Below are 20,620 nucleotides of genomic sequence, written 5' to 3' on the forward strand. Positions count from 1 at the left end.
CCCGATGCGCGACACCAGCGCCCCCACCCCGCCCGACCCGAACGACCCGCTGGCCCTCGCCGAACTCTTCAAGGACGGCGGCGAGCCGTGGCTGCCACTCCTGAAGCCGGTCATCGAGGCGCAGCCGGCCGCGGCCACGTTCATCGGCCCGGACCGCGGCCCGAACGTCGTGCCCGTCCGGGAGCTGACCTTCCAGGCGCTCAAGCCCAACCCGCCGCACAAGTGGAAGGTCGTCGTCTTCGGCCAGAACCCGTACCCGCGGGCCGAGAGCGCCACCGGCATCGCCATGTTCGACAACACCTTCCATGACTGGAAGGACAGCCAGTTCGGCAAGGTCATCACCATCCGCTGCATCATCAAGGCGGCGGCGATGTGGAAGCACGGCATCCCCAAGAAGACGCCGATCGCCGACATCCGGGCACTCCTGAAGGAGCACGACACCGTGCAGCCGCCGGAGTGGTTCCAGGCGATGCTCACGCAGGGCGTGTTGCTCTTGAACGCGGCACTCACCGCCAGCAGCGACGGGGCGATGGCCACCGACCGGCACACCGCGTTCTGGCGACCGGCCGTCGAGAAGCTCGTCGAAGAGATCCTCAAGGCCAAGCAGGACGCCGACGAGAAGGACCGGGGCGTCGTGTTCGCGTGGTGGGGGGCGCACGCCCGCAGCCTGAAAGAGGTCGTGCTCCGGCTGCAGAAGAAGTACCCCGAGGTGCAGGTCCGGCACATCGACCACCCCAACCCCGCGGCACAGGGCGACATCTTCTGCGACGGGAACCACTTCGCCGCGGTGAACACGGAGCTCAAGGCGCTCGGGGCCGACGAGATCGACTGGCTGCCCAGCAAGGGGTGGAACACCGCGCAAGCCGACGACACGGCCGACCGTATGGGGGCGTTCATCGCCTCCACGATGGAGCTGCACCAGCTCTACCTCGAACGACTCGCCAGCGTCAAGGACGAGGGGCTGGTCCTCCCCGCGATCACCGGCGTGTTCGACACCCCGCTCATGGACTTCCGCGAGGCCGTCACCCCGGTGGCCAAGCTGCTGTCGGGTCTCGACTGGCACGTGGAGCAGTCGCACCAGTTCGGCAAGAAGCAGACGGACGGCGCGGTCAACGCCCTCTCGTCCGACGAGGTCGCGGCCCTCTACCTCTACACCTGCGAGTCGGCCTTCTACCGGCAGATCAACGCCACCCTGCGCAACCCGGACCGCACCCAGATCGTCCCCTACCTCCCGTATCTGCGGCTCCTGTTCTCGGCCGTGTCGCGTCTGCCGGCCCGCAAGGAGCCGCTGTGGCGCGGGGTATCGCTGGACCTGCGGGGGCAGTACCCGCTCGGCCGAACCGTGACATGGTGGGGCGTGTCCTCGTGCACGTCGAAGCTGAGCGTGGCCCAGGCGTTCCTCGGCCGCCGCGGCAAGCGGACGCTCTTCGAGGTGATCCCCGAGCGGGCCGTGGGCATCCGCAGCTTCTCCGCGTTCACCGGCGAGGAGGAGTTCATCCTCGCCCCCGGCACGCAACTCCAGGTGACCGACGTGAAGACCGAGCGCGGCGGCCTGTGCACCGTGACGCTGACCGAACTGGCCGAGCAGTCGCTGGTGGCCTGATCATCAAAGCCCGCGATACGGCGAAGGCGCCTCTCGCGCGTTGCCGATCGCGGCGATCGGGCTCAGCCCGCGCAGGCGACCTTCCCCAGGCCCGTGATACGCCGACCCGCAGCGCCGTGCCTTTCTGAGCCGGGATCTGCTCGTTACTCATGGTCCGCCCCGTCTCCCTGCGGCCGGCTCTTGGCCGGGGCCTGAAGGCTCCAAAGCCGCCCGTCGGGGTCGCGGACGGTCATCAGCCTGGTCCCGAAGTGGGTGTCCTCGAACGGGGTGACTATCTCCATCTCGGGGGCGGGGCGGAACGCATCGGCATCTGGCACCTTCAGCACCAGCTGCAGCTGGGGTTCCCGGTCTTCGGGGACCTCGGCGATGAAGAGGGAGGGGCCGTCGCCGTTGCGCAGCTGGCCGGAGTTGTGGTCTGTGGCGAACTCCAGCTCATAACCCAGTGCCTGGAAGAACTTCGCAGCCTTGCCCCAGTTGTGGGTCTCCATGAACACGGCCTCGATGCCTTCGGTCGTCATGTCAGGTCTCCTTGTCAGACGGTCGTTCGTGCTTCGGATGGGGATCATCGAGGTAGGCGCGCAGTGCCTCGGCGACCAGCGCCGACAGCGACAGCTCCGACTCGATGGCGCGGTACTTGACCTGCTTGATCAACCCGATGGGCAGGTACACGTTGAACTGCTTCACTTCCTCGTCTCCCACAACGTCATGCTAGCAAGCTAGCGATCTAGCCTCAAGCGCGGCGGTCGTCACCGCAAAGAGCCAGTCGGCGTGTGGGCCGCCAGCAGCGACATCCCGGCCGTCGGCGGTGGTCAGGTCCTGATCAGGAGCCCCGCACACCCGCGCGCGCGGACCTGCGGATGTGGTCACGAGGTCAGCACCGGCGTCGTGCTTCACGTCCTGGGAGCCGGCCGGTGAAATGAGCTCGCTATCCGGCAGAGGGCTCGCCAAGATCATGGGTATGGATATGCGCTTCCCCGCCCCCTTACGTCCCGGTGATCGTGTCGGTGTCACCGCCCCCTCCAGCGGTCTGGACGACAGCATGCGAGATCGCCTCCAGGTAGCCATACGCACGGTGGAGGCCCACGGATATCAGGTAGTCGTCGGGAACTGCATGGACGGCACCAGGCACATCAGCGCTCCGGCAGCCGAACGAGCAGGCGAACTGATGAGGATGCTCACCGACCCGCAGATCAGGGCCGTCGTGCCGCCGTGGGGCGGGGAGACCGCGATCGACCTCCTGCCGCTCCTCGACTGGGACGCACTACGTGAAGCCGATCCCACCTGGATGGTGGGCTACTCCGACATGTCGACGATCATCACGCCACTCACCCTGCTCACGGGGACGGCGACCATCCATGGCAACAACCTTCTGGACACGCCGTACCGCACCCCCGAAGGGCTGCTCAGCTGGCTGGACATCGCCACGATGCAGCCGGGGACGGTGTTCACACAGACTCCGCCGAACCGCTACCGGGCGCAAGGATGGGACGACTACGAGACCACTCCGGAAGCGCACGAGTTCACGCTCGACACCCCCGGACGTTGGACACGCCTGGACGCCGACGGCGACGTGCAGGTCGAGGGCCGCCTCATCGGAGGCTGCATCGAAACCCTGTGCAACCTCACCGGGACCCCCTATGGCGACGTCGCGTCCTTCGCCCGGGCCATGGCGCCTGAGGGGCTCGTGGTCTACGTCGAGGCGTTCGGACACGACGCGGCGACGATCTGCCGCAACCTGCATGGGATGCGGCTCGCCGGGTTCTTCACCAGCGCGAACGCGGTGCTCGTCGGTCGCACCCGGGCACCGGGCACCGGCTCGTTCACCCAACATGAGGCGGTGCTCGACGCCCTGCACAGCCTCGCTGTACCGATCATCGCCGACGTCGAGTGTGGCCATGTGCCGCCGTTCCTGCCCCTGGTCAACGGCGCTCGCTGCAAGGTGGTGTACACCCGGCACCGCAACGAGATCACGCAGATCATCAGCTGACCCCAGCAGGGCACCGTCCACACGCATGTCGAGGGCAGAGCCGACGGCGAGGCGGTAGTAGCGCAGCAGTGCCTCGACCTCGGTTTCTCGCCCATCGGATGCCGACGGCCACCTGCGGGCGACAGCGGTGTTGCGGCACGGTCAGGATTGGAGCATGTCCCGCGATCTTCGGCTGCGAGCCACCTTCGACAGAGCGGCTGCCTTCTATCAAGACGCGCGTCCCGACTACCCGGCCGAGCTGTATTCCGACCTGCTCGCGGCCACGGCGATCACGCCACCCGCGCACCTGCTCGAAGTCGGATGCGGCCCGGGGAAAGCCACGCTGCCCTTGGCGCGGACGGGCTTCCGGATCACGGCGATAGAACTCGGCGAAGCCCTGGCGGCGGAGGCGCGGCACCGACTCGCCGAGTTCGTCGACGTCTCGGTGATCACGTCGTCATTCGAAGGCTGGGAGCCGCCGACAGGGGTTCGCTTCGATCTCGTCTTCGCGGCCACGGCGTGGAAGTGGGTGGACCCGGAGGTCAAGTACGCGAAGGCGGCCGCCCTCCTCACCCAGGGCGGCCACTTGGCCGTATGGAACGCCGGCCACGCGTTTCCGGCCGGCTTCGACCCGTTCTTCACCGAGATCCAGAAGGTCTATGAGGAGATCGGCGAAGACCATGACGACCCGTGGCCGCCGTCACCGCCCGAGGACAAGCCCGACCCCACCGCCGCCGAGTTCGATGCCTCCGGACATTTCACGGTGGTCGGGACGAAGCTCTACGTATGGGCCTTGCCCTACACGGTAGACGAATACATCGCTCTGCTCGATACGTTCTCCGGCCACATCGCCATGGAGCCGGCCAAGCGCGAACACCTCTACCAGGAGATACGCCGCCGCCTCGCCGCACGCCCGGACGGACGACTCACCCGCCACTGGTCGGCCGTCCTCACCATCGGCCGACGCCTGTGACGTTGGCGGCTGAAGCTCAGCTCCGCTGGACCATTCCGTTCTCCTTTCCTCACCGTCCGGCGGGGGGCCGGGGCGGAGTCTGTGGCGGGTGGCGGACCACCACGCCCAGCAGTTGCCGCTGGCGATCATTCCTGCACGCCCTGGGGAGGCCCGCGACACCCTGCCGGCCGCGCTCGCCCTGCACCGGGAGGTGCACCGTGCGTAACCTCGCCGTGGTGGAGCGCGACGACGGCGGCCCTGGCCCTGGACCTGGCCACGGCCCGCACCGCCGGACACCGGCTGCACGAGCGGCTGGCGCTGTCGGTACGCGCGCGTCAACCGGAGCGTGGACGACGCCCGGGTGGCTCGCGCGGTGTTCCAGGCACTCGGGCCCGCCGGGTGTCACCCCGCTGTGTGAGCCGAGCGTCCGGTTGAACCGGTTGAGATGATCTATGTGTTTATCGCACGGGCTGAACGTTTCCTACAGTTTGAGGTGCCATTGGCGGGGGATGAGCAGGTATGACTACAGAGAGTAGTCGAACCATCACTGAAAGGAGTCATCATGCGTTGGCTCGTATCCATGCTCGTTTCCCTCCTCGCCGTTGCCGCCGCAGGTCTGATGTGGGTGAGCGGAGCCGCTACCGCACAGGCCGCCACCGCTTCCGGCCAGGACGACCAGGGCTCGATCGCCCTGGCCAGCGTGTTCGACGACGACGACTTTGGGGACGACGACGATGACGAGGAGGACAACCTGCGCCTCTTCAAGAAGCTGGAGACGCTCGACCTCCTCGACGAGGGGTAAGGGCTTTCGACGTTCACGGCGATCCCTTGTCACCCCTCAGCCTGGACAGGCGCCGTCGTGCGACCAGGCGGCCGATGGAATTGGCCGCCTGGTCGCCGTCTTGCGACGGTGAAAGACGCGAGGGATCGAGGCGGCACAGCCGCCGGAGACGACGCTGTGGCTCGGATGTCCGAACTGCTCAGATAATCGGGGGGCGTCCAGCACGAGTGAGTCGCAGTACGGTCGCCCAGGACATCGGTCGGCGTTGCCCATGCCCACCCTTCAGCCCTTCCCGCAGACCGGAGAACCAGGTGCTGAGGCTGGCCCGGGATCGGATCCGGACAATGCTGAGCAGCGTCCAGGTCGCCAGGTAGATCGGGATCAGGGGCGCCGGGAGGCGGCGGTAGGCGAGCCAGGCGCGGTTGCGCGCCACGAGCCGGTGGAAATTGGCGTGCCGGGCGGGGTTCGTGGCCGGGTGGTGAATGACGACGCTGGGCGTGTACCAGCCGGTGCGGCCGAGGTCCCACAGTCTCCAGCTCAAGTCGATGCCCTCGTGGAAGAGGAAGAAGTGTCCAGGCCAGCCGCCGGCCTGCTCGTAGTCGGCGCGGCGGATGAGGACCACGCCTTCCGCCATGATGGTGATGGTGCCGGCCCGGCGAGCGTCGCCCGCGCGTAGGCGCGGGACCCAGCGGCGCATGGTCACGCCGGTGTCGGGGTCGGCGATGCGGGGCTGGATGTAGGCGGCTTCGGGATGGCGGCGAGCCTCCGCGACGAGCCGTGCAAGAACGTCGGGGGCCGGGAGGACGGCGTCGTTGTCGAAGAAGAAGATGAACTCGCCGCAGCCAGGCCCGGCCAGGGCGTCAGCCCCCGCATTACGACCGGCGGGAATGCCTTCGTTGACCGGCAGAGTCACGGTGCGCACACCAGCGGGCACCTGGTCGGGATCGGGCTCGACTCCGTTGCCCACGATGACCACGCGCAGCCCGACATCGCGCTGGGCAAGGAGGGACGCCATTGCCTGCGGGAAGGCGTCAGGCCGATCGTTCATGGTGAGGACCACCACGTCGATGGTGGGCTTAGAGCTGGTCATCGTGTCTCCCGAGCGGACGTAACCCTCGACGCGGAGGAGCGGTGCCACCTGCCGGGGGACGAGCGAGGTGGTCTTGTCACGTATTGTTTCCCTCCTCTTAACGGGCCCACCCTAGCGCCGCACCAGCCGACCGGCCCCCTGGAACGCAGGCTGGAGCAGCGCTGTACACACGTGCGGGTGATCAGGCCCTCTACTTCAGCCACTAAGGGACCGTCAGCGACAACGGTCCCTTCGTGATCATCCCGAAGCCTGAGCGCCCCCGCCGGAGGCTGGATGGAGCTGCGACAAACCCCGGCAGGCAGGCACGCCCGTCCGCGAGGCTGTCCGGCGTGGTGCCCCAAGCGCGCACGTCCCGAAAATCAGCTGCCAGGCGCTCTCTCATTCGTCATGATCAGAGAGTGTTCAAGCCGTGGATGATCGATGAGCTGGCGTACGCGGGGCCAGAACACCTTGATCCGTCTTTCGTCGCCAGATACGACCGCAAGCAGGGGTATCCCGACCCCAGTGAGGATCTGACTGTGCTCGGCGAGCACGGTGTCGATGACAGTGCCGTCGTGGTGGACCTGGCCGCGGGGACGGGGCAGTTCACACTGGCCGCTGCGAGGCGGTTCCGGCGCGTGGTGGCGGTGGACGTCTCTCCCGCCATGCAGGGCTTCCTACAGGGACGTGCCGCCGATGCGGGCCTGTCGAACATCGACTTCGTCCGGGCAGGGTTCCTGTCCTATGAGCACGTTGGCCCGCCAGTCGACGCCGTCTACACCCGCAACGCTCTTCACCAGCTGCCCGACTTCTTCAAAGCGATCGCATTGGACCGCATTTCCGGTCTGCTGCGACCGGGTGGAGTCCTGCGTCTCCGTGATCTGATCTACGATTTTCAGCCGACCGAGGCAGAAGCGGTCTTCGACCGCTGGTTCGCGTGGGCGACCACGAACCCAGCTGAGGGATACACCGTCGAAGAATACGCCGAACACGTACGCACAGAGTTCAGCACCTTCCGCTGGCTCCTTGAACCGATGATCACTGCGGCTGGTTTCCGGATCGTACAGTCGTCGTTTCACGGCTCCGTATTCGGCACCTACACCTGCATCAAGCTCTGAGGCGTGACGAGGTGGAAGGAGCAGAAGGCGCACGGACGGCTGGGACCGAATCCACGCTGTCAGCTGGGGCCGCATCTCATGGCCGTGGGCGTCACGGCAGGAGCACCAAACCCGCGCCCTGATCAGCCATTACCGCCAGCGAGGCGACCCGCCACCGCAAAATCTACTAGGGCCGCCGTATTCCGTCCCGCGTGCCGGACGGAGTGTGGCTACCTGAGCACCTGGGTGCGCCTGGACGCCCCGGGATAGACGATGATGAGGAATGCCTGCCTGGCGTCTCCGTCGTCGGCCAGGGCCGCTTTCGCCCCCCGCATGTGCACCCGTACCCGGTATCGACCGGCGTCGTGGATCGCGAGATCGGGTAGTCCCTTCTCCACCTCACCCTCATCGTCGGTGAACACCATTTCTCCACTGGTGCTCTGGTATCCGACCTCGACGAGCTTCTCCCAGCCTTCGACCTCCACCGGAGGGCGCTTGTCGTACGCCTCGACGGCGACGCAGACGTGCGTGTCGGTGTCGGCGGTGAGAATAGTGAGATCACCGGGTGTGGCGCCGACCACCTTGTTGGCGGACGCCCGGTCCAGAGAGGACGGATAGACGGTGTCCGATCCTTCCTCGAAGACATTGAGCATGCCCGACGCCGCCACCCATACTGTGGCCCTGGCCCGCAGTAAGGGGCGCGTCGGCGGCCGGTGGTCGAGAAGAGAGGCGCACCGTCGCTCGGCGGTCGCGATGACGTTCTGTTCCCGCTTCCGCTGCGCCTCCTCCTCGGCGAACCGGCGCCGGTTGAGTGCTGGACACAGGTATCCGAGCGCCTTGGTGTTCTCCTCCGTGTTGACCACGAAACCGCGGGTCTCCATGACGGTCTGCATCTCCCGCGAGTCGTTACGCAACGACACCTCGCACAGGCGCCGGCCGATCTTGACCAGATGCACGTCAGGTATGTGGGCGTAGCGGCCGTTGAAGGTCAAGCGCTGCCTGTTCGCGCAGACGAACGCGGTCTCCCGCTCCCCGGGTGCGGGCTGCTTGTTCATGTACACCGACATCCTCCACGGCGCGCACTCCTTCGACGCGGCCGATGTGACCTTCTCCGGTGCCTGGTCCTTGGCGGTCGTGACGAGGAGGAGCGCCGAGGCCGCGACCGCTGTCACCGCACGGACGGCGCGGTACGTCCGGGTCGCGGCGGGAGCGGCTTCCGGGCGTGACAGCGAGGATCGAGGTGATGTGGGCACGCGTGATTCCGATCGGGGAGAAGGAAGGCTGTTTCTCCCTATCTGATCTTGCACGCCGGTGTCCAGGGAAACACCTGTCTTAAAGGTCCTTCCCTCGAACAGGGAAGGGCCTTCCGGCGTGCGGAGGATCGGGGATGTGAACCCCGGATGGTGTTGCCACCAAACCGCGTTATCAGCTCGGACCTTGCTGGTCAGAGTAATTCAACCTGGACCAACGGGCGTCTATCCGGAACGGCATGGGCGGAGCTGAATTGCAACTGGGGGAGCGGATGAGTCTCACGGGCACCTGATCTTGGACGCTCGATACCCCCACCGCGGGAACCGTCCCAGCCCGCAGTTGCGGTAAAACTCCTGTTTTCGCAGCTAGACCGCGCCTCGTGTGTCCCACCCTGTCCCACGGACGGTGCGCGCGACCTCGCTGCCGTGGTCCGATGAGTTCTGTCACCACGTACCGCTCACCACGTGCTGACGAAGGAACAAACAAAGCCGGCGAGTTCCCCGGCCAACCCGATAAGAAAAGGTAGTGACAGGACATGAAGCAGCACATCAGCGAGAACCTCCTCGGCGTCAAGGACATCGAGCAGCAGCCCAAGGGGCGCGGAACGAGGTTCACGCTCAACGGCGCACTTTGGTCACTTCAAGCGTTGTGGGGCTTCTTCTTTGCTGGGAGCGGTTTCGGCAAAGTGCTGTTGTACGACGAAGCTCTGTATGCGGCAGCACCCCAGGCCGTGGCTTGGTACGCTGCGGTGCCGCAGTCCCTGATCGTCTTCATCGGGGTCCTTGAGGTACTTGGCGGCGTCGGCCTGATCCTGCCGGCGATGACGGGAGTCAAACCGAAGCTGGCGCCACTCGCCGCCGTTGGCCTGACGCTGACAATGATCCTCGCGGCTGGTTTTCATATCATGCGCGGCGAATACGAATTGATCCCTGCGAATCTCTTGCTGGGAGGCGTCGCGGCTTTCATCGCGGTCGGACGATGGAAGCTGAGGCCCATCGCACCCGCGATCATCACCACCTCACGCGTACTCAAGTCGTTCGCGGTCCTGGTCGCACTGGCCCTGCTGGTATTCGCTCCGACCTGGTACACGATGACTCACGTCCAATTTTGATCACCTGCGCTGGTAGGTCGTCGTGGTGGGACTCTATGCTTCCCGCCCATGAGCAGAGATGGGACTCCTGTCGTACACACCAGGCGGATGGATGTGTATGTGGAAGATTGTGGCGTGGTCTACCTCTTGGATGAGGGGCGCTATGAGGCCTCCGTTGGATCAGATGACTCCTTGACTCACTCCATTGGGCACCGACCACCTGGACAATCTTTGGGTACCCGCCCTGGCGACCTTGGCTCAGGCGGACGGCGTGACCGGGGAGCGCAGGCCGAGCCACTGCTCAGCGTCCCAGGCATGGAAGCGCTCCACCTCGGTGAACCCCAGCTTTGCCGCGAGACGCATCGAGCTGACGTTGGCGCTCTGGGTGGTGAGGACCACCGGCTCGCCGGGAAGGACGCCGGCTAACCAGTCGAGTGCCGCCGCGCACGCCTCGGCGGCGTACCCGAATCCCCAGGCTTGCGGCAGGAACAGGTAACCGAGATCGGTTTTGCCTGCGGCAGCCGGGCGGCGGTGCATTGCTCTCCTGAGCAGGACCTGGCCGATCATTGCCCCGTCGAGATCAACCACGAAACTCCCAGGCCACCGCTCGGGCACCTCGGGCAGTTCGCGCTCAAGATCGTCACGCGGACGGGGGCCGCCGAGGTAGGTATGCACCTCAGGCGATGCCAGCAGCTCAATGAACGCCGCACGGTCGCGGGCCTCGGACTCACGGAGCACGAGCCGTTCGGTCTTGATCGGCTCAGGCGGCCAGGCCACGGGTCCCAGATCCGACATGCGCGCAGATTAACAGCCCGAGAGGCGCTTGACCAAGCCACCAACGGCCGAATGTGGGACATACCGTCGGCATCGGCCGACGGTGGCTTGACGACTCCCACGGTCTGCCAGTCCACGGTCGCCGGAGTCTGACCGGGAACGTTTACCGGGTTGGCGGCGGCGGGGCCGGAACCGGTTGGATGAGACGGACATCCGACGGGTTTGGGGGCGTGGTGGCGGAGCTGGTCAAGATCAGGAGGTGCTGACCGACCAGGAGGGCCAGCAGTTACAACGGATCGTGCGCTGGCGCAACGTGAACGCCCGCCATCCCGGCGTCCTGGCCGCCCAACGCAAGGAACGCGCGCGCATCCGCAGCGAAAAGGGCTTTCGCTGGGGAGAAGGACATTCACCGAAGCGGCGTGAACGGCCTGCCTCTGCAGGGTCGCTCACCCGAAGGCCTAGACCGGCACACGGACGAAGCCCTCAGTCCAGTGGTCCTCATCGAGGTCGTACTCTCCGATCTGGAAGCAGTCTGGCTCGTCGGCGAAGCCCGGTAGAAGACGCGCGCGGCGGATCCGCTCTTCGGCCACGGCCTCGGAGGAGTAGATGCCGAGCAGCTTGACGTCGTCGCCGTCCTGCTCGTTGATGAACACGCCCTCGTCGTCGAGGTGAATCGTCTCGTCGTTGGGGCCGGCTTCGTTCTGGTGGCTGATGTGCCAGAGGGGATAGACCTTCACGGGCGCAGGCTACCCCGGGCCCATCCGGTGAACATTCCCGGTCAGAGCACTAGCTCTGGCGCTGGCGCCGCCGGGCCGCACACTACTCAGGCCGCTGACATCGGCCAGGGATGCGGATTGCTGGGAGTGACTTCGTAGGTCAAGCAGCGAGTTGGTAGCGGGCCTGGTGGTTGCGCTGGTGCTCTTGGCCCAGATGGTAGGTCCAGTAGCGGTCGAAGTCGCCGTTGGCGAGCAGTGCGCGGAGTTTCAGGACGGCTTCGGCGCCGGCGCTCCGCCCGGCCGTCGACGCGTTCGTCCGACAAATGCGTTACCCGGCGGCCGGAGCGCCGTGATACACAACCGAGGTGCAAAACATTTTGGAGTTCCCCGAGGTCCTGCGGCTGATCGAAGACCGCTCGGCCGCGTTCCGTGCCGCGATCGCGTCCGCCCCCGACCTTGACGTCCAGGTCCCGACCTGCCCGGGCTGGACGCTGCGCGAACTGGCGCAGCACCTCGGCGACGGCCGCCGCCGCCAGGCCGCCATCGTCGCGGCGGGCCCGGGCGCTGAGCCCCCGGCGAGGACGGACCCGAAGGGCGCCCCGACCGCGCCCCGCGACCGCGAAGCCCTGGACGCCTGGCTCGCCGAGTCGACCGAGCTCATGCTCGACGCGATGCGCGAGGCCGGCCCGGACCGCGGCTGCTGGACCTGGTGGGGCCGCTCGCAGGCCCCGGAGACCAGCGGAGCCGTGGCCCGGCACCAGATCCAGGAGATCGCCGTCCACACCTACGACGCCCAGCTCACCCAGGGGGCCGCACAGCCGCTGCCGACGGACGTCGCGGTCGAGGGCGTCGACGAGTTCCTGACGACCGTCGCGGCGACGACCGTCCCCTGGCCGTTCAAGCCGGCGACCATCGACCTGCACACGACCGAGGGCCGCTCCTGGCGCCTGACCCTCAACGCCGACGGCGTCCGCTGCGACGACCTCGCCGCCGACGCGGAGCCGGGCGACATGGCGATGCGAGGCGCAGCGAGCGAACTGGTCCTCTACTTCTACGAGCGCGTCCCGCTCGACGGCCTGGAGACCACCGGCGACACCGAGCCGATGGAGCAGCTCGCAGACTGGGACCCGAACGCGTAAAACGCGCACTTGTGCCGCATCTGTCGGTTGTGCGCGCGCTCCTGCGGGCGCCACTGGGCCCGGGGTTGCGGACATCGCGCGGCTGCGGGCAGGCTGCGGGCCTGCTGTTCAAGGGCGAAAGGCACACCTGCGAGCGGCTCGCGCTCGACTGGGGACAGTGCGCGGCGGGTGCAGATTGCTGAGACTGACCTCATAGATCAAGCAGCGAGTCGGTAGCGGGCCCGGTGGTTGCGCTGGTGTTCTTGGTCGAGGTGGAAGGTCCAGTAACGGTCGAAGTCGCCGTTGGCGAGCAGGGCGCGGAGTCTCAGGACGGCTTCGGCGCCGGCCAGTGACCATCGGGCTCCGGTGATGTCCAGGCGGTCGCCGATCAGGTGGCGGCAGGCGCCTTCCACGGTGCCCGTGGCGATCGGCCATCCTGCTGCCAGGCATCGTTGAGGACCACGAGTGCAGCCTGCCAGCCCGGCCCCACCTCAACCGAACCCTCCGCAGTCCCACAAGACCGGTGCACGTAACTCTGTACTTCGTGGAGCACTCGGAGGAGTACGGCGACACGTAGACCGGGGTGCCGTCGGGGCGGGCGGCGCGGATCGAACGTAGTGCGGCGAGGGTGTTCGCGGTGCCCTTCCGGCGGGTGGTGGCCGTCTGGACGACGAAGTCCTCGCCGTCAGGGCTGAGCAGGCGGGGACGGCCTCCCGCCCACCGAGGGTCCAGGCAGGCCGGGCCGATCTGGTTGAACCGGTGGATCACGTCCCGCACCGTGTCCTCGTCGGCCTGCACCAACTGGGCGATCACTGGAACTCGGTTGCCGCCGGCCGAGGCCAGCAGCATCATCGCCCGTCGATAGCGCACTGTGTTGGTGCTGCCCCGGCGCACGATCCGTTGTAACTGCTGGCCCTCCTGGTCGGTCAGCGCGGGTGGTCGGTCACGTCCACCGCCGCCGACCCGCCTGGCTCCCCAATCATCCGCAGGTGAGCGGTCATCGGCTCAGGGAAGACTTCAAGCCCGTAACAGTCGAAGCTGCTGCCCCACACAGCCGAGAAACAAGCGCCATCGTCGGTGAACAGTTCCACCCCCATGGTGGGCTGGTGCCACGTCCCGAAGTCCCACTCCTCGACGTCGCAACCGTCGTCCCCGCCCATCAAGGGGTAGTAGACGACCCTCCGGATACGCCTGCCTCGCAACATGGCAGCCGTACGTTCGTACTCCACCGCGGTCAGCAACGACGACACCGGTACAGCATCACCCAATGGAGACAACTCGGGCCATCGCATTTCTGCAGTCCACGACTCAGCCGACCGGCCACAGCACGAGCTGTTGCAACTAGCACTGCAACTACGACGCCCTCAAAGATCGAAAGGCCCTCTCCCCGAATCTGGGGCGAGGGCCTTTCACGTGCGGAGGATCGGGGATTTGAACCCCGGATGGTGTTGCCACCAAACCGCATTAGCAGTGCGGCGCCATAGACCTGACTAGGCGAATCCTCCCGGTAGCCACCTGGCTCAGGACAGCGTACCGGCCTTCTGGCGAGGCGGCAAAGCGGTTCCCGGCCGCGTCGCCGTCCAACCGTCATCCGACCGTCGTTCAGCCGCCGTTAGCCTATCGGACAGGCGTCTGAGCGGCCGTCCAACGAGGGCCGTACGAGGACCGCGCGGGGACGGAGCCAGGGCCGGTCGGGGTTGTCCACGGGACGTCCCAAGGTTATCCACCGCCTGTGAATAACCGCCTGTGGACGAAGCCCGCCCCGGCGCGTGAGGCGGGCTTTCGGCAGGTGGTTCAGGCGGCGGGGTTGGCCTCGCCCTCGACCTCGACCTTGATCTTCTTGCCCACCAGCACACCGCCGGTCTCCAGCGCCTGGTTCCAGGTCAGGCCGAAGTCCTCGCGGTCGAACTCGGTGCTGATGGAGAAGCCCCATACCGCCTGCCCCCAGGGGTTGGTGCCGGTGCCGCCGTACTCGACGGTGAGCTCGACCTCCCTGGTGACGTCGCGGATCGTGAGGTCGCCGACGACCGTGAACTCGTCGCCGGAGTGGCCGGTCACCCGGGTGCTCTTGAAGGTGATCTCCGGGAACTTCTCGACCGACAGGAAGTCGTCGCTGCGGAGGTGGCCGTCGCGGTCGGCGACCCCGGTGCTGATGGACTCGGTCTTGATGGTGAGTTCGGCGGACGACTCGAGCGGGTTCTCGGCGATCGTGACCGAGCCGCTGAAGTGGCCGAAACTGCCGCGGACCTTGCTGACCATCATGTGCTTGACGATGAAGCCGACGCGCGTGTGGGCGACGTCGAGGTTGTACGTGCCGACGGCGGGGATGGTCAGGCCTTCCCAGGTGCGAGTGGTCATGGGGGTTCTCCTTGACGAGAGAGAGGTTGCGGTGCGGATGTCTGCGGCAACAAATGTCTACAGGAGGAATATTCCTCACGTCAACTATCATCGGTTAGGCTATGAGTGTGATCCCAACTGACGACCCCCGACTGACGGCCATGGGCCTGCTCGCCGAGGTCTACGCCGGCCTCGCCGCGCGGATGCAGCCAGTGCTGCAGGCCGCCGGGTTGTCGGATATCGACTTCGAGACGCTGATCAGGCTGGCCCGCTCACCGCGCGAGAGCCTGCGGATGAGCGACCTGGCGGCGCAGACCGGCCTGTCCACCAGCGGCGTGACCCGAGTGGTCGACCGGCTGGAACGTGAGGGGCTGGTCACCAGGGTCGCCTGCGCCACCGACAGGCGCGCCTCCTACGCCACGCTCACCCCCCTGGGCGGTGAGCGGCTGGAGGCGGTGCTGCCGCTGCACCTGAAGGACATCGAGCAGTCCTTCACGGGCCTGCTCGGCGCGGACGAACTCGACCGCTTCCTCCAGACGCTCCGCACGATCAGGGACGTCGTGCGTCCCTGCGCTACGGCTGGGGCTGTGGAGGGCGCATGCCCAGATCCGCCCTGAGCTTGGCCATGGCCCGCGACACCGTGCTCTTGACCGTCCCGAGGCTGATGCCGAGCGTCCTGGCGATCTCCGGTTCGGTCATGTCCTCGTAGTAACGCAGCACGATCGCGGCTCGCATCCGCGCGGGCAGCCGGTCCAGCGCCTGCTCCAGGAGCTCGTGCCCGTCACCGCTGACCTCCCCGTCGGACGCGGCCTCGGGCAGCTCGTCCGACGGGTACTCCTGCAGTTTCCGCCGCCGCCACTGCGAGATGTTGATGTTGACCATCGCCCGCCGGACGTAGCCGTCGAGCGCCCCCCGGTCCTGAATCCGGTCCCAGGCCAGGTAGGTCTTGGTCAGCGCGTTCTGGAGCAGATCCTCCGCGTCCAGCGGGTGTCCGGTGAGCTGGTGGGCCGTGCGCAGCAGAGCAGGACCGCGGGCCTGGACGTACTCGCGGAACTCCTCTTCCCATTGCGTGGTCTGCATCGTGGCCAGAATCGCAGCCGGATGTCATGTTGAGGCTGAACCGCAATTCAGGATTCGGCCCGCCAACGATAAAGGTAGGTCAAGGTCGGTGGCGGATTCTTCGACGCCGGGTGTCAACACCTTCCCTGAGGGTTGCGTATTTTGCTCTCCTCTGAGCCGTACCACGTGAGCCGTCCGGGGAGTCATGTGAGTCTGATATGGCGAAGAAGGAGGGGTGTTGATGGCGTATCCGAGCGTCGAACGCCGCCGGGTGCTGGCGGCAGCCGCGTTGGGCCGCGAATCCGGAGTCCCCGGCCCCGATCCGGCGGGCGGTGACCCGTTACGCGCGGTCGCCGGGAAGATCCTCGACATCAGTCCGCACCTCGTCACCGTCGAGACGGCCGGTGGTGAGGAGGAGCGGCTCGTCATCGCGCCGTGGGCGACCGCCTGGCACGGCGCCGACAGCGCCCCCGCGGACCTGCCGGTCGGCTCATCGGTCATGATGCGCATGCTGCGCGAGGGCAGGGTCGTCGAGCGGATCTGGGCCGACACGACCCGCGTCACGGGCACGATCCTGTCGGTCGAGGGACGCAGGGACGTGACGGTCGAGCTCGACTGCGGCTCGCACCGCGGGCGCCGCACCGTCGTCATCCCGTACCGCGCCACCGGACGCCTCCGCGTCCGCCATCCGCAGTTCGAACCCGGCTACCTCTTCGACGCGATCGGCGTCAGGCGTGACGGCGCCGTCCTCGCGCTGCTGCCTGCCACCTCGCAGCCCGCCTACCCCGCGCGGGCCGTCCCCGCCCCGCCGCCCGCCTATGGGGGGACGCACTCACGCATCTCCGGCACCGCCACCTGGTCGGACGCCTTCGACGAGGAGGAGCGCGGGCTCGCGTACCCGATGGTCGAGCGCTCCGACACCGGATGCCCGGACGCCGAGGTGTCCTGCGTGGGCCTGCCGTACCTCGCGATCGGCTCGCTGCTGCAAGTCAGGAACGTCTGCGCGGAGCGGTCCGCTAGCGTGCAGATCGTGGCCTGCGGCTGCCTGGCCGGACGTTTCTGCGACCGTTGCGTGGAATGCGGCACCTCGCCGCGCGGACGGATCGCCGAGCTGTCGGCGCCCACCTTCGTGGAGCTGGGCGGCGACCTGGTCAAGGGGTGCTTCAACGCTCAGATCGGATTGGGGTGACGCACGTGCTGGCATCGCAGCTGCCGGTTCTGATCGTGCTGCTCGTCATGGGCGCGGTCGCCAAGGTCGTCACGGCGCGCTCCGGCGGGGAGGCGCGAGCGCTCACCCGGTTCGGCCCCGCCGTCCTGGTGTCCGGGCGGATGCAGGTTCCGGTGCTGCTCGCGTGCGCCGCGGGGGAGCTGGTCCTGGCCGTGGGCGTCACGTTCAGCATGTCCCCGATCTTCAGGTGGGCGACCGTCGCGTTCTTCGCGCTCTCCTCGTACGTGCTGCTGGAGCTGCGCCGTCGGCGGCCCGACGCGGGCTGCGGCTGCTTCGGCGAGGTCAGCTCGGTGCCCGTGGGGCGCCGCTCGATCGGCAGGACCGTGGTGCTCACCGCGATGGCGCTGGTGTCGGTATGGGCGGACGTGCCCGGCTGGATGGCCTTCAGCCAGAGCTCGTGGCTGTCGGCGGCGGGTGTGGTCGTCCTCGCGCTGCTGTCGCCGGAGATCGAGGAGCTGATCGACAGGGTCAGATACCGCGCACCCTGCGAGCAGCGCAGGGCGCCCGCCGAGCAGATCACCCTCTCCAGGCTCCGGACGAGCAGCACCTGGCGCGCGCACCGCGACCAGCTCGCCTCGGCCGAGCCGTACGACAGCTGGCGGGAGCTGTGCTGGAGGTTCTTCGTCTTCCAGAACCAGGACAAGGCGGACGTCGTGTTCGCGGTCTACCTCAGCGGACGCCGCCCCGCCGTCAGGGTCGCCGTCGTCAGCCCGGAGTCTCTTCCGGAATATAGCCCAGTATCGGCCTGACACTAGAGAGCCATAGATTTCCCTCGACAGGCATGACGGTATAGCTCTATTGGGCTATCTAGCTTCCCCACTAGACAGCCCAATAGAGGTCTAGGAGTGCCGGTCAGATCGGTTGCGCACGCAGGAACCTCCCGAAATGCGGCACCGTGAACGCGATCAGGCCGCGTTCAGCGCTGTAGATGAGCCCCTTCTTGATGAGGCTGTCGCGGGCAGGGGACAGGCTGGACGGCTTGCGGCCGAGGGCGTCGGCCACCTCGGCGGTGGCGACCGGCTCGTCGCCGATCTGGGCCATGGCGTGCATGTAGTCGCGCTCGGCGGGGGTGGCGCGCTCGTAGCGGCTGCCGAAGAAGCCCACCGCCAGCTCCTCCTCGGCCTCGGGCGCCGACACCTTGACGTCGTCGAGGGTGATCGGGCTGTGCGGCGCGAGATCCCAGGCCACCTTGCCGTACGCCTGGACGAAGTAGGGGTAGCCGTCGGCCGCTTCGTAGAGCGCGTCGAGGGCGTCCTGGGTGAACTCGACCTCCTCCTCGCGCGCCGGCAGGATCAGCGCGAGATCGGCGGCGTCACGGTCGAGCTTGTCGATGCGCGCGTACCGGAAGAGCCGCTCGGAGTAGCTCTTGCTGGCCGACAGCACACTCGGCAGGTGCGGCAGCCCCGCTCCGACCACGATCAGCGGCCCGCCCGACTGCGACAGCTCGTGACAGGCGGCGCAGAGCGCGGACACGTCGGCGGGCTGGACGTCCTGCATCTCGTCGATGAAGAGCGCGATGCCGACGCCGAGGTCGGTGGCCACGCTCGCCGCGTCGACGAACAGCTCGGTCAGGTCGATCTCGAGGTCGCCGGAGTCGGCGCGGCCCCGGCTGGCGGGCACCTCGATGCCGGGCGACCAGTGCGAGGTGCCCTTCGCCGCGCCCGGATCGCGCATGGCGAACGCCTTGAGCACGCCGAGGAACTCCTCGATGCGCTCGGGCGCGCGGTGCCGCGGGGCCAGCTCGCGGATCGCCATGTGCAGGGCGGCGGCGACGGGACGGCGGATCGACTGGTCGGGACGGGCCTCGATCTTGCCCGTTCCCCACAGCCGCTGCATCGCCATGGACTTGAAGGTGTTGAGGAGCACGGTCTTGCCGACGCCGCGCAGGCCGGTGACGACCATGCTGCGCTCGGGACGGCCGCGGGCCACCCGCTCAAGCACGACCTCGAACTGCTGCAACTCGCGGTCGCGCCCGGCCAGTTCCGGCGGACGCTGCCCGGCTCCGGGGGCGTAGGGATTGCGCACAGGGTCCACGCTCTCGGACTTTATTGCGGGATATAGCGGCCGTCTTAGATTTGGGCAGAAAGCGCTACGGCGTGTCCGCGGGGACCCGGTCGCCAGTACGGTCATCGAACACACCCCCTCTCACCTGGCCGAACCCATGTTCGATTCGGTGGATGAAACTGTAGCGCGGACTCGAACAGGTGCGCGATGGTTTCAGGTAAAGATCTTTGCAACAGGGCGAGAGGCCCGTGCGTCTCGGTGATGTGGAGTTCGAGGATGCCGTCCGGGCGAGGGGCGCCGTCGGGCGTCCGGCCGGGTGCAGGCCACCGGCGCCGGCGCGCGCGGATCGGCGGCCGATGTCTGCGACCCGGTCAAGGATTCTGGAAGGTGACTTCGGGGTTGGCGGGGGACGGACCGTCCAGCAGCGGCTGGTGTTCGCCGCGTAGGTGCTGGTCGAAGAAGGCGCCCACGTACGCCGTGGTGATCTCGCCGGACCGCTTTCCGGAAAGCGGCGCGGAGGGGTCGGTGATCCCGGCCTGCTCGCCCAGGATGGGCAGGTCGATGAAGGTGAAGTGGCCGGAGTCGGCCACGGTCAGCCAGCGCTTCCAGCCGTCCAGGCGTCTCCAGTCGCGCGCCCAGGTTGTGTCGGCGGCGTCGGGCGAGTGCTGGGCCTTGGTGCCGAGCATGAGGAACGGCCGTTCGCCGAGGCCGGAAGCCGGGACCGGTGCGAAGAACGTGCCGTCCATGTTCACCCCGGCGCGCACGCGGCGGTCGGTGGCCATGACGCTCGCCGCGGCATTGCCACCGAGCGAGTGACCGGCGGCGCCGATCCGTCGTGGGTCGATCATCTTCCAGCGCTTCCAGACGGGGGCATGCCCGGCCGTGTAGGTCAGCTGGTCGATGACGAAGGAGATGTCGGCTGCCCGGCCGGCCACGGCATCGCCCAGCAGCTTCTTCTCCGCCTCATCGGAGGGAGCCTTCTCCACCGTCTCGCATGCGACGCAGGTCAGGGTGCGACCGCCCGGGAACGTGGTGCCGAACGACTCGTAGGCGTGGTCCACAAGTGCGACGACGTAGCCCTTGGAAGCGAGCTCCTCGGCGAGCGTGGTCAGCGTGGCGCGGCTGAGGGTGAAACCCGGAGACAGCACCACCAAGGGGTGCCTGCCGCCGACGGGACGGGCACCGACGCGTGCGTTCGTCCGAACGCCGGCGAGTTGTTCGGCCTTGAAGAGGCTGTCGAGCTTCTTCCCTTTGAGGAGGAGACGGGCCTCGTCGGTGGTCATGTAGGGAGCGGCGCTCCCGCCGACACGGGCCGGGTAGTACATCGACACCATCAGCTCACGCACGTTCGCTGCAGGCATCCACGGGTCGCGGCGCTTGCCGTCGACGAGATGCAGGATGTCGCGCCCGACCTGGTACGGACCGGTGGGGTGCGGGATCGCGGGGCGCACGTCGGAAGCGTCCGCAGTGGAGGTCGCGGCTGCCGGGAACGACATCGAGGCCGCCGTCGCGACGGACAGAGGCAGGGTCACGGTGAGGAGGGCCACAGCGGCGTTGCGGCGAGTTCTGATCATG

Annotated in this window: 21 protein-coding genes, 1 tRNA gene and 2 pseudogenes; 10 read left to right on the forward strand and 14 right to left on the reverse strand. The window is 67.5% G+C overall.

The window, feature by feature from the left end:
* Positions 1–4 precede the first annotated feature (4 nt).
* Positions 5–1,603, forward strand: coding sequence for an ADP-ribosyltransferase domain-containing protein (locus ABT294_RS31110; RefSeq protein ID WP_350809858.1), 1,599 nt, complete (start codon positions 5–7; stop codon positions 1,601–1,603).
* 143 nt (positions 1,604–1,746) lie between these two features.
* Here the strand turns inward: ABT294_RS31110 and ABT294_RS31115 are convergent, their stop codons facing one another.
* Together ABT294_RS31115 and ABT294_RS31120 are read right to left on the reverse strand one after the other, a co-directional pair.
* Positions 1,747–2,121 (reverse strand): VOC family protein, encoded by a 375-nt coding sequence (locus ABT294_RS31115; RefSeq protein WP_350809859.1) that lies wholly within the window; start codon positions 2,119–2,121, stop codon positions 1,747–1,749.
* 1 nt (position 2,122) lies between these two features.
* Positions 2,123–2,302 (reverse strand): ribbon-helix-helix domain-containing protein, encoded by a 180-nt coding sequence (locus tag ABT294_RS31120; protein ID WP_350809860.1) that lies wholly within the window; start codon positions 2,300–2,302, stop codon positions 2,123–2,125.
* A 265-nt stretch (positions 2,303–2,567) separates the two neighbouring features.
* On the opposite strand from ABT294_RS31120, the gene ABT294_RS31125 reads away from it, so the two are divergent.
* From ABT294_RS31125 to ABT294_RS31135, 3 genes are all read left to right on the forward strand, one after another.
* Positions 2,568–3,590, forward strand: a complete 1,023-nt coding sequence (locus ABT294_RS31125) for a S66 family peptidase (RefSeq protein ID WP_350809889.1) — start codon at positions 2,568–2,570, stop codon at positions 3,588–3,590.
* Positions 3,591–3,744: 154 nt separating this feature from the next.
* A complete protein-coding gene (locus tag ABT294_RS31130; protein WP_350809861.1) occupies positions 3,745–4,542 on the forward strand; it encodes a class I SAM-dependent methyltransferase in 798 nt (265 codons plus the stop codon).
* A gap of 541 nt (positions 4,543–5,083) precedes the next feature.
* The gene (locus ABT294_RS31135) at positions 5,084–5,323 is read left to right on the forward strand and encodes a hypothetical protein (RefSeq protein ID WP_350809862.1); all 240 of its coding nucleotides are present in this window, start codon (positions 5,084–5,086) and stop codon (positions 5,321–5,323) included.
* Positions 5,324–5,501: 178 nt separating this feature from the next.
* On the opposite strand, the gene ABT294_RS31140 is transcribed toward ABT294_RS31135, so the two are convergent.
* A complete protein-coding gene (locus ABT294_RS31140) occupies positions 5,502–6,362 on the reverse strand; it encodes a glycosyltransferase family 2 protein (RefSeq protein WP_350809863.1) in 861 nt (286 codons plus the stop codon).
* Positions 6,363–6,790: 428 nt separating this feature from the next.
* On the opposite strand from ABT294_RS31140, the gene ABT294_RS31145 reads away from it, so the two are divergent.
* Positions 6,791–7,489 (forward strand): class I SAM-dependent methyltransferase, encoded by a 699-nt coding sequence (locus tag ABT294_RS31145; protein WP_350809864.1) that lies wholly within the window; start codon positions 6,791–6,793, stop codon positions 7,487–7,489.
* A 209-nt stretch (positions 7,490–7,698) separates the two neighbouring features.
* On the opposite strand, the gene ABT294_RS31150 is transcribed toward ABT294_RS31145, so the two are convergent.
* Positions 7,699–8,640: a hypothetical protein gene (locus ABT294_RS31150; protein WP_350809865.1), complete on the reverse strand. Its 942-nt coding sequence runs from the start codon at positions 8,638–8,640 to the stop codon at positions 7,699–7,701.
* A gap of 614 nt (positions 8,641–9,254) precedes the next feature.
* On the opposite strand from ABT294_RS31150, the gene ABT294_RS31155 reads away from it, so the two are divergent.
* A complete protein-coding gene (locus tag ABT294_RS31155; protein ID WP_350809866.1) occupies positions 9,255–9,830 on the forward strand; it encodes a DoxX family protein in 576 nt (191 codons plus the stop codon).
* Between the two features lie 237 nt (positions 9,831–10,067).
* Here the strand turns inward: ABT294_RS31155 and ABT294_RS31160 are convergent, their stop codons facing one another.
* Together ABT294_RS31160 and ABT294_RS31165 are read right to left on the reverse strand one after the other, a co-directional pair.
* The gene (locus tag ABT294_RS31160) at positions 10,068–10,604 is read right to left on the reverse strand and encodes a GNAT family N-acetyltransferase (RefSeq protein ID WP_350809867.1); all 537 of its coding nucleotides are present in this window, start codon (positions 10,602–10,604) and stop codon (positions 10,068–10,070) included.
* 437 nt (positions 10,605–11,041) lie between these two features.
* Entirely contained in the window at positions 11,042–11,320 is a 279-nt protein-coding gene (locus tag ABT294_RS31165) for a DUF7336 domain-containing protein (RefSeq protein ID WP_350809890.1), read from the reverse strand.
* 344 nt (positions 11,321–11,664) lie between these two features.
* On the opposite strand from ABT294_RS31165, the gene ABT294_RS31170 reads away from it, so the two are divergent.
* Positions 11,665–12,438 (forward strand): maleylpyruvate isomerase family mycothiol-dependent enzyme, encoded by a 774-nt coding sequence (locus ABT294_RS31170; protein WP_350809868.1) that lies wholly within the window; start codon positions 11,665–11,667, stop codon positions 12,436–12,438.
* A 197-nt stretch (positions 12,439–12,635) separates the two neighbouring features.
* Here the strand turns inward: ABT294_RS31170 and ABT294_RS31175 are convergent.
* From ABT294_RS31175 to ABT294_RS31195, 5 genes and pseudogenes are all read right to left on the reverse strand, one after another.
* Positions 12,636–12,863: pseudogene (locus tag ABT294_RS31175) on the reverse strand (ISKra4 family transposase); the annotation flags it as partial.
* Positions 12,864–13,017: 154 nt separating this feature from the next.
* Positions 13,018–13,347, reverse strand: a pseudogene (locus ABT294_RS31180) (helix-turn-helix domain-containing protein); the annotation flags it as partial.
* On the reverse strand, positions 13,344–13,667 hold the full coding sequence (locus ABT294_RS31185; protein WP_350809869.1) for a hypothetical protein: 324 nt from the start codon (positions 13,665–13,667) through the stop codon (positions 13,344–13,346). The gene ABT294_RS31185 and the pseudogene ABT294_RS31180, both read right to left, overlap by 4 nt.
* Before the next feature lie 166 nt (positions 13,668–13,833).
* A tRNA-Ser gene (locus ABT294_RS31190) sits at positions 13,834–13,922 on the reverse strand.
* 289 nt (positions 13,923–14,211) lie between these two features.
* Positions 14,212–14,775 carry a YceI family protein gene (locus ABT294_RS31195; RefSeq protein ID WP_350809870.1) on the reverse strand — a complete coding sequence of 188 codons (564 nt, stop codon included), beginning with the start codon at positions 14,773–14,775 and terminating at the stop codon, positions 14,212–14,214.
* Positions 14,776–14,876: 101 nt separating this feature from the next.
* On the opposite strand from ABT294_RS31195, the gene ABT294_RS31200 reads away from it, so the two are divergent.
* Positions 14,877–15,371: a MarR family winged helix-turn-helix transcriptional regulator gene (locus ABT294_RS31200; protein WP_350809871.1), complete on the forward strand. Its 495-nt coding sequence runs from the start codon at positions 14,877–14,879 to the stop codon at positions 15,369–15,371.
* On the opposite strand, the gene ABT294_RS31205 is transcribed toward ABT294_RS31200, so the two are convergent.
* A complete protein-coding gene (locus ABT294_RS31205; RefSeq protein ID WP_350809872.1) occupies positions 15,328–15,834 on the reverse strand; it encodes a SigE family RNA polymerase sigma factor in 507 nt (168 codons plus the stop codon). The two genes, ABT294_RS31200 and ABT294_RS31205, sit on opposite strands and share 44 nt — an antisense overlap.
* 220 nt (positions 15,835–16,054) lie before the next feature.
* Between ABT294_RS31205 and ABT294_RS31210 the strand changes: the two genes are divergently transcribed.
* Together ABT294_RS31210 and ABT294_RS31215 are read left to right on the forward strand one after the other, a co-directional pair.
* Positions 16,055–17,002 carry a hypothetical protein gene (locus tag ABT294_RS31210; RefSeq protein ID WP_350809873.1) on the forward strand — a complete coding sequence of 316 codons (948 nt, stop codon included), beginning with the start codon at positions 16,055–16,057 and terminating at the stop codon, positions 17,000–17,002.
* A gap of 5 nt (positions 17,003–17,007) precedes the next feature.
* Positions 17,008–17,790: a MauE/DoxX family redox-associated membrane protein gene (locus ABT294_RS31215; protein WP_350809874.1), complete on the forward strand. Its 783-nt coding sequence runs from the start codon at positions 17,008–17,010 to the stop codon at positions 17,788–17,790.
* A gap of 103 nt (positions 17,791–17,893) precedes the next feature.
* Here ABT294_RS31215 and ABT294_RS31220 read toward each other — a convergent pair whose 3' ends face one another.
* Positions 17,894–19,075, reverse strand: coding sequence for a DUF8462 domain-containing protein (locus ABT294_RS31220; protein WP_350809875.1), 1,182 nt, complete (start codon positions 19,073–19,075; stop codon positions 17,894–17,896).
* A 341-nt stretch (positions 19,076–19,416) separates the two neighbouring features.
* Entirely contained in the window at positions 19,417–20,619 is a 1,203-nt protein-coding gene (locus tag ABT294_RS31225; RefSeq protein WP_350809876.1) for an alpha/beta hydrolase family protein, read from the reverse strand.
* Position 20,620 lies beyond the last annotated feature (1 nt).

The organism is Nonomuraea sp. NPDC000554, assembly GCF_040300065.1.
In the GTDB taxonomy this organism is placed as follows: domain Bacteria; phylum Actinomycetota; class Actinomycetes; order Streptosporangiales; family Streptosporangiaceae; genus Nonomuraea.

Bases quoted from the DNA above. Each gene is read 5' to 3' on its own strand.
- ABT294_RS31205 (WP_350809872.1), bottom strand. From the start codon at position 15,834: ATGCAGACCACGCAATGGGAAGAGGAGTTCCGCGAGTACGTCCAGGCC.
- ABT294_RS31210 (WP_350809873.1), top strand. From the start codon at position 16,055: ATGGCGTATCCGAGCGTCGAACGCCGCCGGGTGCTGGCGGCAGCCGCG.
- ABT294_RS31195 (WP_350809870.1), bottom strand. From the start codon at position 14,775: ATGACCACTCGCACCTGGGAAGGCCTGACCATCCCCGCCGTCGGCACG.
- ABT294_RS31115 (WP_350809859.1), bottom strand. From the start codon at position 2,121: ATGACGACCGAAGGCATCGAGGCCGTGTTCATGGAGACCCACAACTGG.
- ABT294_RS31200 (WP_350809871.1), top strand. From the start codon at position 14,877: ATGAGTGTGATCCCAACTGACGACCCCCGACTGACGGCCATGGGCCTG.
- ABT294_RS31110 (WP_350809858.1), top strand. From the start codon at position 5: ATGCGCGACACCAGCGCCCCCACCCCGCCCGACCCGAACGACCCGCTG.
- ABT294_RS31225 (WP_350809876.1), bottom strand. From the start codon at position 20,619: ATGATCAGAACTCGCCGCAACGCCGCTGTGGCCCTCCTCACCGTGACC.
- ABT294_RS31155 (WP_350809866.1), top strand. From the start codon at position 9,255: ATGAAGCAGCACATCAGCGAGAACCTCCTCGGCGTCAAGGACATCGAG.
- ABT294_RS31160 (WP_350809867.1), bottom strand. From the start codon at position 10,604: ATGTCGGATCTGGGACCCGTGGCCTGGCCGCCTGAGCCGATCAAGACC.
- ABT294_RS31130 (WP_350809861.1), top strand. From the start codon at position 3,745: ATGTCCCGCGATCTTCGGCTGCGAGCCACCTTCGACAGAGCGGCTGCC.
- ABT294_RS31135 (WP_350809862.1), top strand. From the start codon at position 5,084: ATGCGTTGGCTCGTATCCATGCTCGTTTCCCTCCTCGCCGTTGCCGCC.
- ABT294_RS31125 (WP_350809889.1), top strand. From the start codon at position 2,568: ATGCGCTTCCCCGCCCCCTTACGTCCCGGTGATCGTGTCGGTGTCACC.